This window comes from Micromonospora costi (assembly GCF_003626655.1).
Taxonomy (GTDB): domain Bacteria; phylum Actinomycetota; class Actinomycetes; order Mycobacteriales; family Micromonosporaceae; genus Micromonospora; species Micromonospora costi.
In genome coordinates this window covers 25880-38239 of the sequence record NZ_RBAN01000006.1, presented here as the reverse complement: position 1 = coordinate 38239, position 12360 = coordinate 25880, and the positions used below count along the sequence as shown (strand labels likewise).

Below are 12360 nucleotides of genomic sequence, written 5' to 3'. Positions count from 1 at the left end.
TGGTGTTCGTGGCGGTGGGCGCGGCCGGGGTGTGGCTGCGGCGCCGGCGGGGCCGGTGACCTGCCCGGGGTGGGTCGGGTGGCCGGGTGAGGCTGGCCACAGGCGACGGCGGCGGACCCGGGCGGGTCGGAAGAATGGCCGCCCGTGGACCCCGCTTCGCTGATCACGCTCCTCGCCGCGGCCGGTATGGCCGGCTGGGTCGACGCCGTCGTGGGCGGCGGTGGGCTGCTCCTGCTGCCGGCGCTGCTGGTGGCCGCGCCGGGGGTGCCGGTGGCCACGGCCCTGGGCACGAACAAGCTCGCCGCGATCGCCGGCACCGCGACGGCGGCGGCGACGTACGCGCGACGTACGAAGATCGACTGGTCGGTGACGGGTCCGGCGGCGGGGCTGGCGGTGCTCAGTTCGGGCGTGGGCGCGGTGCTGGCGGGTGCGGTGCCGGCGTCGGCGTACCGGCCGGTGGTGCTCGTGGTGCTGCTGTCGGTGGCGTTGTTCGTGCTGCTGCGCCCGCGGCTGGGTGTGGTGTCGCTGCCGCACCGGCGTACCCCGGCCCGGGTGGCCGCGGCGGTGGCGCTCGCCGGTGTCGGTATCGCCCTGTACGACGGGCTCATCGGCCCGGGCACCGGCACGTTCCTGGTGTTGGCGTTCACCGCGCTGGTCGGCGCGGACTTCGTGCACGGCTCGGCCATGGCGAAGGTGGTCAACGCCGGCACCAACCTGGGTGCGCTGGTGGTGTTCGCGGCGACCGGGCACGTGTGGTGGCTGCTCGGCGCGGGGATGGCGGTGTGCAACATCGCCGGCGCGGCGGTGGGGGCGCGGATGGCGTTGCGCCGCGGCGCCGGGTTCGTCCGCGTCGTGCTGCTGGTGGTGGTGCTGGCGCTGGTGGGCAAGCTCGGCTACGACCAGTGGCTGGCGGGTTGACGTGCCGGTACGCGCGGAACACGACCGGACCGTGCTGGCCGGGCTGCTCGGCCGGGACCCGGTGCTGCACGCCTACCAGCTCGGGGACCTGGACGACTTCTTCTGGCCGTACACCTCGTGGTTCCGCCGTGGTGACCAGGTGGCGCTGCTGTACCACGGGGTGGAGCCGCCGACGCTGCTGGCGTTCGCCGCGCCGGAGCAGGCCGGGGAGCTGGCGGCGCTGCTGGCCGACCTGACCCCGGTGCTGCCGGGACGGCTGTACGCGCACCTCTCCCCCGGTCTGGAGGCGGCGCTCGCGCCCGCGTTCGACCTCGACGGTCCGGCCGCGCACCACAAGATGGCGTTGACGGACCCGGCGCGCCTGGCGGGGGTCGTCCCGGCGGGGCGGCCGCTGGGCGCGGCGGACCTGCCGCGGCTGACCACCCTGTACGCGCAGGCGTATCCGGGCAACTGGTTCGACCCGCGGATGCTGGACACCGGCCAGTACGTGGGTGTGCGTGACGGCGACGCGCTGGTCGCGGTGGCCGGTGTCCACGTGTGGTCGCCCGCGTACGGGGTGGCGGCCCTGGGCAACGTCACCACGCATCCGCGGGTGCGGGGGCGGGGCCTGGGCGCGGCGGTCGTGGCCGCGCTGTGCCACCGGCTGCGGGAGACCGTCGCGCACGTCACGCTCAACGTGCGGGCGGACAACGGCACGGCGGTGCGGCTGTACGAGCGGCTCGGGTTCACGCGGGTCGCCGACTACGGCGAGTTCACGCTGACCGCCCGCCGGTGAGCCGGCCCGCTGCGGGCCGGCTCGGCGAACGGGTCAGCCGCGGCGGCTGGGTGAGTCGAAGCGGCCGGCGCGGATCTCGCGCAGCGCCCGCCGCCGGGTCTCCCCGGTGAGGGTGTCGACGTAGAGGCGGCCGGCGAGGTGGTCGGTCTCGTGCTGCAACGCCCGGGCGAGGAAGCCGCTGCCGGAGATCGTGAGTGGTTCGCCGTGCTGGTCGAAGCCGTGCGCGGTGGCGTGCAGGGCGCGGCGGGTCGGGAAGTACAGGCCGGGGATGGAAAGGCAGCCCTCGTCGTCGTCCTGGGTCTCCTCGGACAGCTCAAGGGTTGGGTTGATCAGGTGACCGCGGTGCCCGTCGGCGTCGTAGACGAACACCTGGGCGTCCACGCCGATCTGCGGTGCGGCGACGCCGGCCCGGCCGGGCGCGCCGAGCAGGGTGTCCATCAGGTCGCTGACCACGGTGCGCAGCTCGGCGTCGAAGCTCGTCACCGGCGTGCAGGAGGTGCGGAGCACGGGGTCTCCGATGATCCGGATGGGCCGCATCGTCATGCCGGCAAGATTATCCGGCGGGGTGCCGGTCGTGGACGAGCACCTCGATGCCGTCGAGGATGCGGGCGAGGCCGAACTCGAACGCCCGTACCGGGTCGGCGGCGGCCTGGTACTCCTCCCCGGCCGCCTGGCCGACCCGGGCGGCGAGGGGGAAGCGGCGCGGGTCCATGGCCTTTTCCAGGTACGGGGCGTGCGCCTGCCACCACTGTTCCTCGGTCATGCCGGTGCGTTCGGCGGCCTGGGCCTGCTCGACGGCGCCGCGGACGGCGCCGTGGACGAACCCGCCGACGAGGGTGACGACGCCGTCCATCTCGAGGTCGGTGAGGCCGATGCCGTCCACGGCCCGCAGTTCGCGTTCGTAGCGGGCGATCAGGTTGGGGCCCAGCGGGGGGCGGGTGGTGGCGACCTGCAGCAGCCACGGGTGGCGCAGGTACAGCGCCCAGGACTCGCGGGCGAGGTGTTCCAGCCGGGCGCGCCACCCGTCGGTCGGGTCGGGTTCGGCGAGGGTTTCGCCGTAGACGGTGTCGAGCATCAGGTCGAGCAGTTCGCCCTTGCCGGGGACATGGGTGTAGAGCGACATGGTGCCCACGCCGAGGCGTTCGGCCACGCGGCGCATGGACAGCGCGGCGAGTCCCTCGGTGTCGGCGACGTCGACGGCGGCCCGGACGATCCGGTCGACGGTCAGGTCGGTGCGGCCCCGTCGGCTGGCCGGTTCGCGGGTGCGCCACAGCAGGGCGAGGCTGCGGGCCGGGTCGCCGGTGCCGCTGTACTCCGTGGTCACGTCCCGGACTCTACCGCCGCTCTCGTCGTACGCTGTACGGTACGGCGTACGGTAAACGACGCGGAGGGACACGCCCATGCACACCGGATCACCGGCCGTCGAGGCCGAAGGACTGCGCAAGCGGTACGGCGACACCGAGGCCCTGGCCGGGCTCGACCTGTCCGTGCCGGCCGGCGCCGTCTGCGGGCTGCTCGGCCCCAACGGGGCGGGCAAGACCACGGCGGTGCGGGTCCTCACCACCCTGCTGCGCCCCGACGCGGGACGGGCCCGCGTCGCCGGGCACGACGTGACCCGCCACCCCGACCGGGTACGCGCCGCGATCGGTCTCGTCGGGCAGCACGCGGCCGTCGACGACGTGCTCACCGGCCGGCAGAACCTCACCCTGTTCGGCCGGCTGCACCACCTGTCCCGGCGCGCGGCGCGGGCCCGGGCCGACGACCTGCTGGACCGGTTCGGGCTCACCGCCGCAACGTCGCGGCCGGTGTCCGGCTACTCCGGTGGGATGCGCCGACGCCTGGACCTGGCCGCGAGCCTCCTCCTCGCCCCACCGGTGCTGTTCCTCGACGAGCCCACCACCGGGCTCGACCCGCGGGCGCGCAGCGAGGTGTGGGACGCGCTGCGCGCGCTGGTGGCCGACGGCACCACCGTCCTGCTGACCACCCAGTACCTGGAGGAGGCCGACCAGCTCGCCGACACCGTCGCCGTGGTCGACGCCGGCCGCGTCGTCGCCGAGGGCACCCCGGAACGACTCAAGGACGGCCTCGGTGGCGACCGGTTGGACGTGCTGCTGCACCACACCGCCGACCTGACCCGGGCCGCCGCGACGGTCAGTGCGGCGCTCACCGCCCCGTGCGACCTCGACCCGGCCGCGCTGCGGATCAGCGTCCCGATCACCGACCGGGTCGCGGCCCTCACCGCGGTGCTGCGGGCACTGGACGAGGCCGGGGTCGGCGTGGCCGACGTGGCGGTGCGCCGCCCCACCCTCGACGAGGTGTTCCTGCGCCTCACCGGCGAGCGGGCGGAGGTGGCCGCGTGAGCACCCTCTCCCTCGCGCCGCGCCGCCTGCGCTGGGCGGTCTCCGACACGCTGGTGCTGACCGGCCGGTCGATGAGCCACTGGGCCCGCCAACCCGCCGAGCTGATCATCGGGCTGCTGTTCCCGGTGCTCATGGTGCTGATGTTCGGCTACCTGTTCGGCGGCGCGATCGCCGTGCCCGGCGGCGGCGACTACCGGGAGTTCCTGCTGCCCGGCATGTTCGCGATGACCATGGCCTTCGGTGTCGAGGCCAGCTACGCCGCGGTGGCCGCCGACGCGGCGCGCGGGGTCACCGACCGGTTCCGGTCGCTGCCGATGGCGCGGTCCGCCGTCGTCACCGGGCGGGCCCTCGCCGACCTGCTGCACTCCGCCGCCGGTCTGGCCGTGATGCTGGCCTGCGGGTGGCTGGTCGGCTGGCAGTGGCGCAACGGCCTGGCCCACGCCCTGGCGGCCGTGGGGCTGCTGCTGCTGTTGCGGGTGGCGCTGATCTGGGTGGGCATCCACCTGGCGCTGGTGCTGCGCCGCCCGGAGTCGGTCATGGTCCTGCAGATCCTGGTGTGGCCGGTCGGGTTCACCTCCAACGCGTTCGTGGCCCCGCAGACCATGCCCGGCTGGCTCGCCCCGATCGCCGAGTGGAACCCTCTGTCGGCCACCGTGGCCGCCTGCCGGGAACTGTTCGGCAACCCCGGCTGGGGTGGCGACTCCTTCGCGGCGCAGCACGCCGTGGCCCTGGCGGTCGCCTGGCCGGTGCTGCTCGTCGCGGTGTTCCTGCCCCTGTCGGTGCGCCGCTACCGCCAGCTGAGTCGCTGACCGCGGCCTCGGGCCGGCGGCGCGACACGGGGCTGCCGGCCCGGGGGTGCGCGCGGTCGGCCGGTCAGGCCGGGGGCGGCGTGGGCAGGCCGGCGTCGGCGATGCGCTGGCGCAGGGACCGGCGGCGTACGGCGTCGAGCACCGCGTGCAGCATCTCGGCCAACGGCACCGGCAGTTCGTCGTCCAGGCCGCGCATGGCCGCCGACGTGGCCGCCCACTCCGCCTCGACGACCGGCAGCAGCTCCCGCGCCCGGGCGCCCAGGTGCACGATCCGCTGCCGGGCGTCGGCCCCCGGGGTCAGCTCGACCAGCCCCGCCCGGGCCATCTGCGCCACCGTCTGGCTGGCCGCCGAGTGGGTGACCCCCACCCGGCGGGCCAGGTCGCGGATCGGCAGCGGCCCGTCGGCGACCAGCACCCGCAGCGGCGGCGAGAAGCGGGGACGGTAGTCCGCCAACCCGCGCTCGGCGTAGACGGCGGCCACGTCGCCGTCGAGCACCTCGAGGACGTGCCGCAGCAACGTCCCCACCGCCTCCCGGTCCGGCACCTCGGTCACCCCGCTAATGTAACAGCGCTGTTGTATCTGAGGGAGGACGGATGTACCCAGCGGTGGAGCCGTACGCGCACGGCCTGCTCGACGTCGGCGACGGTCAGCTCGTGTACTGGGAGACCTGCGGCAACCCCGACGGCAAACCCGCCGTGGTGCTGCACGGCGGCCCCGGCTCCGGGGCCACGGCCGGGTGGCGGCGCTACTTCGACCCGGACCGCTACCGGGTGGTGCTGTTCGACCAGCGTGGCTGCGGCCGCAGCCGCCCGCACGCCGCCGACCCGGCCGTGGACCTGTCGGTCAACACCACGGGTCACCTCGTGGCCGACATCGAGCGGCTGCGCGCGCACCTCGGCGTGGACCGGTGGCTGGTGCTCGGCGCCTCGTGGGGGTCCACGCTCGGGCTCGCGTACGCCCAGCGGCACCCCGACCGGGTCAGCGAGCTGGTGCTGTTCAGCGTCGTCACCACGAGCCGCCGGGAGGTCACCTGGATCACCCGGGACATGGGCCGGCTCTTCCCGGCCGAGTGGGCCCGGTTCCGTGACGGCGTACCGGCGGACGAACGCGACGGCGACCTGGTCGACGCGTACGCCCGGCTGCTGGCCGATCCGGACCCGGCGGTCCGCGAGCGGGCGGCCCGCGACTGGTGCGCCTGGGACGACACCCACGTCCGCACGGTGCCCGGGTGGCGTCCCGATCCCCGCTTCGACGACCCCGAGTTCCGGATGCTGTCGGCCCGGCTGGTCACCCACTACTGGCGGCATGCCGCCTTCCTGCCCGACGGCCAGCTGCTGCGTGAGGCGGGACGGCTCGCCGGCATCCCGGGTGTCCTGGTGCACGGGCGCCTGGACGTGAGCAGTCCCGCCGACATCCCCTGGCAGCTGGCACGGTCCTGGCCGGACGCCCGGCTGGACCTGGTCGAGAGCGCCGGGCACGGCGCCGGCCACGGCATCGGAGACAAGGTGCTCGCCGCCCTCGACGGCTTCGCCACCCGCCGCTGAGCCGGCCGCCGCCGGGCCGGCTCGGAGCCGGCCGCTCCCGGTCGGCCTACCGGCCGCAGGTCTCCTCACGAGCGTGATGCCTCACAGGCATATTTGTGACGCTGAGGCATCACGCTCGCGGCGAAAGACGGCCCCGTCGGCACCGCCCACCACGGTTGGCGCTCTCGCCCCTCACCGCGACGGCCGCCGCACGGACCACGCGGCCACGCCCGCGCCGCCGGCAGCCCTCGGCCAGGGCGGGTCAGCGGCCGGCGAGGGCGGCCCGCACGGGCGCGCTCTTCGCGGCGGCCTCCGCGACCTCGGCCTCGGGGTCGCTGCCCCAGGTGATGCCGCCGCCGGCCCACACGTGCACCCGCTCGGCGTCGGCGGCGGCGGTGCGGATGGTCAACCCCAGGTCGATCCGGCCGGGGGCGACCCAGCCGAGGGCGCCCATGCCGGCGCCGCGCCCGACCGGTTCGAGCGCCGCGATGCGGTCCAGGGCGGCGCGTTTCGGGGCGCCGGTGACCGACCCACCGGGGCAGACGGCGCGCAGCAGGTCCGCGAGGCCGAGCCCGTCGGCGACCGCCGCGGACACCGTCGACTCGGCCTGCCACAGGTCGCACCACCGGCGTACCGCGAACAGCTCGTCCACCCGCACCGTGCCGGTGCGGGCGACGCGGGCCAGGTCGTTGCGCTCCAGGTCGACGATCATCACGTGTTCGGCGCGTTCCTTCGCGCTGGCCAGCAGCTCACGGGCGCCGGCGGCGGTGGCCGGCCGGGTGCCCTTGATCGGGCGGGTGACGAGCCGCCCTCCGGTCAGCTCGACCAGCGTCTCCGGGGAGGCGCAGCCGATCGCCCAGCCCGCACCGGTCAGGGTGCCGCCGTAGCGGGCGCCGGGCAGCGCGCCGAGGCGCGCGAGCGCCGGCAGCGGGTCGCCGGCGTACCGGGCGCAGGCGTGGCCCACGACGTTGACCTGGTAGACGTCGCCGCGGGCGATGGCCTCGCGCACCGCCTCGACGGCCGCGGCGTGCTCGGCCGGGGTCCAGCTCTCGGCCCAGTCGCCGAGCCGCCACGGGCCGGCCGCCGGGGACGCCGGGCGTACGCGTCTCGCGTCGGCGTGGCCGTAGACCACCACGGCGACGTCCGGCAGGGCGGGCGTCGGGGTCGCGGCCCCGGGCGGCGCGCCGGCCAGCAGCGCGCCGGCCGCCGCCGAGACGTACAGGGCGGCGCCACACGGGCCGGTGGGATCGTGGCCGGCCGCGGGGCGGGCCAGGTCGTCCAGCGGCAGCCCGTGGGCGGCCAGGAACTCCTGTGCGGCGACGGCCGGGTCACCGCCGTCGGCCGGGCGCCACTCCCAGCGGGCCCGTTCGACCAGCGTACGGCGGCAGCCGGCGGGCGCCGCCGGCACATTGACAACAGTAAGTAATGGGAGCGTGTCCACGCCGTCCGGCCCTATCTGCCTCATCCGTTCAGCGGATTTCCCGCCCCGCACGCGTACTCCTGCTCGATGCCGGCCACTTTCGCTTGGTACTGTGCGTCACTGGTCATGTGAACCATGACACAGTGCCCCCACAGTCCGGAGAACCCGATGTGCCAGCACCAACCCACCTGCCCCTCCGCTGATGCCACCGACAGGGAAGCCGCACGGGTCATCGCCTGCTTCCCTGAGCAGGGCTGGAGCCTGCTCTGCAACGGTGTCATCGTCTTCGAGGACACCGGCGAGCTACTCCCCGACGGCCGCAGCATCGCCCCGCACCGCGGGCCCGCCCGCCACGCCCTCGTCGCCTGACCGACCACGCTGAGTCACCAGACGATCGTCGACCAGGCTAGTCCCCCGGTCCGGGACCACCACGCCCAGGTCGACGCCGCCGGGGCGGCGCGAACACCGCCCCGGCGCACACCGGTCAGCTCTCGAACGCCTCCGGCGACGGGCAGGAGCAGACCAGGTTCCGGTCGCCGTACGCGCCGTCGATCCGCCGCACCGGCGGCCAGTACTTGCCCAGCCGGTCCACCCCGGCCGGGTACGCGCCCACCGACCGCGGGTACGGGTGCGGCCACTCGTCACCGCTGACCATCGCCGCGGTGTGCGGCGCGTTCGCGAGCGGGTTGTCCCCGGCCGGCCACTCCCCGGCGCCCACCTTGTCGATCTCCGCCCGGATCGCGATCATCGCCTCGCAGAACCGGTCCAGCTCGGCCAGGTCCTCGCTCTCGGTCGGCTCCACCATCAGCGTCCCCGCCACCGGGAACGACATCGTCGGCGCGTGGAAGCCGTAGTCGATGAGCCGCTTCGCCACATCGTCCACGCTCACACCGGTCGCCTTCGTCAGCGGCCGCAGGTCCAGGATGCACTCGTGCGCGACGAGGCCCTTGTTGCCCGCGTACAGCACCGGGAAGTGGTTGCGCAGCCGCGCCGCCACGTAGTTCGCCGCCAGCACCGCCACCCCCGTGGCCCGGGTCAGCCCCGACGCGCCCATCATCCGCAGGTACGCCCACGGGATCGGCAGGATCCCCGTCGACCCGTACCGGGCCGCCGAGATCGCCGGCTTCCCGTCGACGTGCGCCCCGCCCGGGTCACCCGGCAGGAACGGCGCCAGGTGCGCCCGCACCGCCACCGGTCCCACACCCGGCCCGCCACCACCGTGGGGAATGCAGAACGTCTTGTGCAGGTTGAGGTGCGACACGTCCGCGCCGAACCGGCCCGGCTTGGCGAACCCGACCAGCGCGTTGAGGTTCGCGCCGTCGACGTACACCTGCCCGCCCGCGTCGTGCACCTTCGCGCACAGCTGCGCGATGCCCGTCTCGTACACCCCGTGCGTCGACGGGTACGTCACCATGATCGCGGCGAGCGCGTCCCGGTGCTTGTCGATCTTCGCGTCGAGGTCGACCAGGTCGACGTTGCCCTCCGCGTCGCAGGCCACCACGACGACCCGCATCCCGGCCATGACCGCGCTGGCCGCGTTCGTGCCGTGCGCCGACGACGGGATCAGGCACACGTCGCGGTGCCCCTCGCCCCGGTCCCGGTGGTACGCGCGGATGGCCAGCAGCCCCGCCAGCTCACCCTGCGACCCGGCGTTCGGCTGGACGCTGACCGCGTCGTACCCGGTCAGCTCCGCCAGCCACCCCTCCAGCTGACCGATCATCTCCCGGTAGCCGGCGGTCTGCTCGGCCGGCGCGAACGGGTGGATGTGCGCGAACTCCGCCCAGCTGACCGGTTCCATCTCGGTGGTCGCGTTCAGCTTCATCGTGCAGGAGCCCAGCGGGATCATGCCCCGGTCCAGGGCGTAGTCGAAGTCGGCCAGCCGGCGCAGGTAGCGCAGCATCGCCGTCTCCGAGTGGTGGGTGTTGAACACCGGGTGGGTCAGGAACTCCGACGTACGCGCCAGCGCCTCCGGCAGCCGCGACCCGGCCTCACCGGTCGGGCCCGCCACACCGAACGCCGCGCACACCGCCGCCAGGTGCGCGTCGGTGGTCGTCTCGTCGCAGGAGACACCCACCCGGTCGGCGTCGACCAGCCGCAGGTTCACCCCCCGCCCCGCGGCGGCGGCCACCACCTCGGCGGCCCGGCCGGGCACCACGGCGCTCACCGTGTCGAAGAACGGCACGTCGGTGACCTCGACGCCACCGGCGCGCAGCGCCGCCGCGAGCCGTACCGCCATGCCGTGGGTGCGCCCGGCGATCGCCCGCAGCCCGTCCGGCCCGTGGTAGACGGCGTACATGCCGGCCATCACCGCCAGCAGCACCTGGGCGGTGCAGATGTTGCTGGTCGCCTTCTCCCGCCGGATGTGCTGCTCCCGGGTCTGCAACGCCAGCCGGTACGCCGGGTTGCCGTCCGCGTCCTTCGACACGCCGACCAGCCGGCCCGGCAGCATCCGCTCCAGCCCCGACCGAACCGCCAGGTAGCCGGCGTGCGGGCCGCCGAAGCCCATCGGCACCCCGAACCGCTGGGTGGTGCCCGCGGCGATGTCCGCGCCGATCTCCCCCGGCGGGCGCAGCAGCGTCAACGCCAGCAGGTCCGCCGCGACGGTCACCAGGGCACCCGCCGCGTGGGCCGCCTCGACCAGCGGCGCGTGGTCACGCACCGCGCCGGACGCGCCCGGGTACTGCAGGTGCAGGCCGAAGAACTCGCCGGGCAGCTCCTCGGCGTCCAGGTCCAGCACCCGCACCTCGATGCCCAGCGGCTCCGCCCGGCTGCCGATCACCGCGATGGTCTGCGGCAGCGCGTCGGCGTCGACCACGTACACCGGGCTCTTGCTCTTCGACGCCCGCCGGGCCAGGGTCATCGCCTCGGCCGCGGCCGTGCCCTCGTCGAGCATCGACGCGTTCGCGGTGGCCAGCCCCGTCAGGTCGGTCACCATCGTCTGGAAGTTCAGCAGCGCCTCCAGCCGGCCCTGGCTGATCTCCGGCTGGTACGGCGTGTACGCCGTGTACCAGGCCGGGTCCTCCAGCACGTTACGGCGGATCACCGCAGGGGTGTGCGTACCGTGGTAGCCCAGGCCGATCATGGACACGGCGACGGTGTTGCGGCCGGCGAGGGCCCGCAGCTCGGCCAGCGCCTCCGCCTCGGTCGCCGGGTCCGGCAGGTCGAGGGTGCCGTGCCAGCGGATCACCTCGGGAATCGCCGCGTCCATCAGCTCGTCGATCGAGCCGTAGCCGACGGTCTCCAACATCCGGCGCTCGTCGTCCGGGCCGGGGCCGATGTGACGGGTGGCGAACTGCTCTGCGGTCATGGGCTGCGCTCCCGGGGCGAGGTCGACAGGTCGGCCTCCCCCTCTGTCGCGCCCGCACGGCGCTCCACAGTGCCTGCCCACGAGGTCCTTTTGCCTGAGAGGTTCCGGGGAGGATTTGCCCCTTCGGCGCCGCCCCGGGTGCTCCTGGGCGGTCTCTCCCCCGTGGGTGTTACCGGCAGGGTCAACGCTACCAGCGCGCGGGTTTCCCACCGCCGTCGTCCCCCGGCACAGCGATCATGAGCGACCGCGGGGGCCGGTCTAGCCTGCCGCGGGGGCCGGTCTAGCCTGCCGCGGCGGCCACCGGGGCGCCCGCCGTGCCCGGCCGGGACAGCCCGCCCGGCAGCGGCCCGACCGCCCGGTCGGCCACCGCCGGCAGCACCCGGCCCAGCGGCGCGTCCACCGTCAACGCCGCGTACCCGTCACCCCGCGTCGGCCCCTGGTTCACGATCACCACGGGAATGCCGAGTTTCGCCGCGCGCAGCACGAACCGTCGGCCCGACATCACCGTCAACGACGAACCCAGCACCAGCAGCAGCCGCGCCCGCTCCACCAGCGCGAAACACCGCGCCACCCGCGGCGCGGGCACCGTCTCCCCGAAGAACACCACATCCGGCTTCAGCGTGCCCGTGCGGCAGAACGTGCAGTCGACCGTACGGAACCCGGCCACCTCGGCGTCGTCGAGATCCACGTCACCGTCGGGGTTGACGGCGGCGACCCGCGCGTCGAAGCCCGGGTTGGCCTCCCGCAGCCGCCGGTCCAGCTCCTCCCGGGACGTCTGGTTGCCGCAGTCGAGGCAGACCACCTCGTCGAGCCGGCCGTGCAACTCCACCACCCCGGTGCTGCCCGCCGCCGTGTGCAGACCGTCGACGTTCTGGGTGATCACCGCGTCGACCAGGCCGGCCCGCTGCAACCGGGCCACCGCCCGGTGCCCGTCGTTCGGCTCGGCCCGGGCCATCAACCGCCACCCCAGGTGGCTACGCGCCCAGTAGCGGCGCCGCGCCAGCGGATCCCGCGTGAACGTCTGGTACGTCATCGGGGTGTGCCGCCGCGCCGCCCCGCTGGGCCCCCGGTAGTCCGGAATACCCGACTCGGTCGACAGGCCCGCCCCGCTCAGCACCACGACGCCACCGCCGGCCACCCGGTCGACCAGCGCGCCGATCATCTCGCTCACGCCGTCCATGCTGCCTCAGCACAAGCCCGTACGCCCACCGGGCACACGGACCACCCCACCGACGGGGGCGGCCGGT

The 12360-nt window shown here is 74.8% G+C and carries 12 protein-coding genes and 1 riboswitch; of the genes, 6 read left to right on the top strand and 6 right to left on the bottom strand.

Annotated features, from left to right (window positions below; translation table 11 throughout):
- Nucleotides 1-144: 144 nt before the first annotated feature.
- Together D7193_RS27490 and D7193_RS27485 are read left to right on the top strand one after the other, a co-directional pair.
- On the top strand, nucleotides 145-918 hold the full coding sequence (locus D7193_RS27490) for a sulfite exporter TauE/SafE family protein (protein WP_277749928.1): 774 nt from the start codon (nucleotides 145-147) through the stop codon (nucleotides 916-918).
- A gap of 1 nt (nucleotide 919) precedes the next feature.
- Nucleotides 920-1693, top strand: a complete 774-nt coding sequence (locus D7193_RS27485) for a GNAT family N-acetyltransferase (RefSeq protein WP_120782546.1) — start codon at nucleotides 920-922, stop codon at nucleotides 1691-1693.
- Between the two features lie 33 nt (nucleotides 1694-1726).
- On the opposite strand, the gene def is transcribed toward D7193_RS27485, so the two are convergent.
- Nucleotides 1727-2236, bottom strand: coding sequence for a peptide deformylase (gene def, locus D7193_RS27480; RefSeq protein ID WP_120782545.1), 510 nt, complete (start codon nucleotides 2234-2236; stop codon nucleotides 1727-1729).
- Nucleotides 2237-2246: 10 nt separating this feature from the next.
- The gene (locus tag D7193_RS27475; protein WP_241563539.1) at nucleotides 2247-3017 is read right to left on the bottom strand and encodes a TetR/AcrR family transcriptional regulator; all 771 of its coding nucleotides are present in this window, start codon (nucleotides 3015-3017) and stop codon (nucleotides 2247-2249) included.
- Nucleotides 3018-3093: 76 nt separating this feature from the next.
- On the opposite strand from D7193_RS27475, the gene D7193_RS27470 reads away from it, so the two are divergent.
- Nucleotides 3094-4053, top strand: coding sequence for an ATP-binding cassette domain-containing protein (locus tag D7193_RS27470; protein ID WP_120782543.1), 960 nt, complete (start codon nucleotides 3094-3096; stop codon nucleotides 4051-4053).
- Nucleotides 4050-4862 (top strand): ABC transporter permease, encoded by an 813-nt coding sequence (locus D7193_RS27465; protein WP_120782542.1) that lies wholly within the window; start codon nucleotides 4050-4052, stop codon nucleotides 4860-4862. The genes D7193_RS27470 and D7193_RS27465 overlap by 4 nt, the downstream gene beginning before the upstream one ends.
- A 64-nt stretch (nucleotides 4863-4926) precedes the next feature.
- On the opposite strand, the gene D7193_RS27460 is transcribed toward D7193_RS27465, so the two are convergent.
- On the bottom strand, nucleotides 4927-5415 hold the full coding sequence (locus D7193_RS27460; protein WP_206612007.1) for a MarR family winged helix-turn-helix transcriptional regulator: 489 nt from the start codon (nucleotides 5413-5415) through the stop codon (nucleotides 4927-4929).
- 41 nt (nucleotides 5416-5456) lie between these two features.
- Here D7193_RS27460 and pip point away from each other — a divergent pair, with 41 nt between their 5' ends.
- The gene (gene pip, locus D7193_RS27455; protein ID WP_120782541.1) at nucleotides 5457-6407 is read left to right on the top strand and encodes a prolyl aminopeptidase; all 951 of its coding nucleotides are present in this window, start codon (nucleotides 5457-5459) and stop codon (nucleotides 6405-6407) included.
- A 241-nt stretch (nucleotides 6408-6648) separates the two neighbouring features.
- Here pip and D7193_RS27450 read toward each other — a convergent pair whose 3' ends face one another.
- Nucleotides 6649-7851, bottom strand: a complete 1203-nt coding sequence (locus tag D7193_RS27450) for a chorismate-binding protein (protein ID WP_120782540.1) — start codon at nucleotides 7849-7851, stop codon at nucleotides 6649-6651.
- Between the two features lie 123 nt (nucleotides 7852-7974).
- Here D7193_RS27450 and D7193_RS27445 point away from each other — a divergent pair, with 123 nt between their 5' ends.
- A complete protein-coding gene (locus tag D7193_RS27445; protein WP_120330837.1) occupies nucleotides 7975-8175 on the top strand; it encodes a DUF5999 family protein in 201 nt (66 codons plus the stop codon).
- A gap of 115 nt (nucleotides 8176-8290) precedes the next feature.
- Here D7193_RS27445 and gcvP read toward each other — a convergent pair whose 3' ends face one another.
- Nucleotides 8291-11113: an aminomethyl-transferring glycine dehydrogenase gene (gcvP, locus tag D7193_RS27440; RefSeq protein WP_120782539.1), complete on the bottom strand. Its 2823-nt coding sequence runs from the start codon at nucleotides 11111-11113 to the stop codon at nucleotides 8291-8293.
- Between the two features lie 72 nt (nucleotides 11114-11185).
- Nucleotides 11186-11284: riboswitch (glycine riboswitch) on the bottom strand.
- Nucleotides 11285-11393: 109 nt separating this feature from the next.
- Nucleotides 11394-12293 (bottom strand): NAD-dependent protein deacetylase, encoded by a 900-nt coding sequence (locus tag D7193_RS27435; RefSeq protein ID WP_174242750.1) that lies wholly within the window; start codon nucleotides 12291-12293, stop codon nucleotides 11394-11396.
- Nucleotides 12294-12360 lie beyond the last annotated feature (67 nt).

What these genes read in the sequence shown, in the direction of transcription:
- D7193_RS27470 (WP_120782543.1), top strand. Translation starts at nt 3,094, where the DNA reads ATGCACACCGGATCACCGGCCGTCGAGGCCGAAGGACTGCGCAAGCGG.
- pip (WP_120782541.1), top strand. Translation starts at nt 5,457, where the DNA reads ATGTACCCAGCGGTGGAGCCGTACGCGCACGGCCTGCTCGACGTCGGC.
- gcvP (WP_120782539.1), bottom strand. Translation starts at nt 11,113, where the DNA reads ATGACCGCAGAGCAGTTCGCCACCCGTCACATCGGCCCCGGCCCGGAC.
- D7193_RS27450 (WP_120782540.1), bottom strand. Translation starts at nt 7,851, where the DNA reads ATGAGGCAGATAGGGCCGGACGGCGTGGACACGCTCCCATTACTTACT.
- D7193_RS27445 (WP_120330837.1), top strand. Translation starts at nt 7,975, where the DNA reads ATGTGCCAGCACCAACCCACCTGCCCCTCCGCTGATGCCACCGACAGG.
- D7193_RS27435 (WP_174242750.1), bottom strand. Translation starts at nt 12,293, where the DNA reads ATGGACGGCGTGAGCGAGATGATCGGCGCGCTGGTCGACCGGGTGGCC.
- def (WP_120782545.1), bottom strand. Translation starts at nt 2,236, where the DNA reads ATGACGATGCGGCCCATCCGGATCATCGGAGACCCCGTGCTCCGCACC.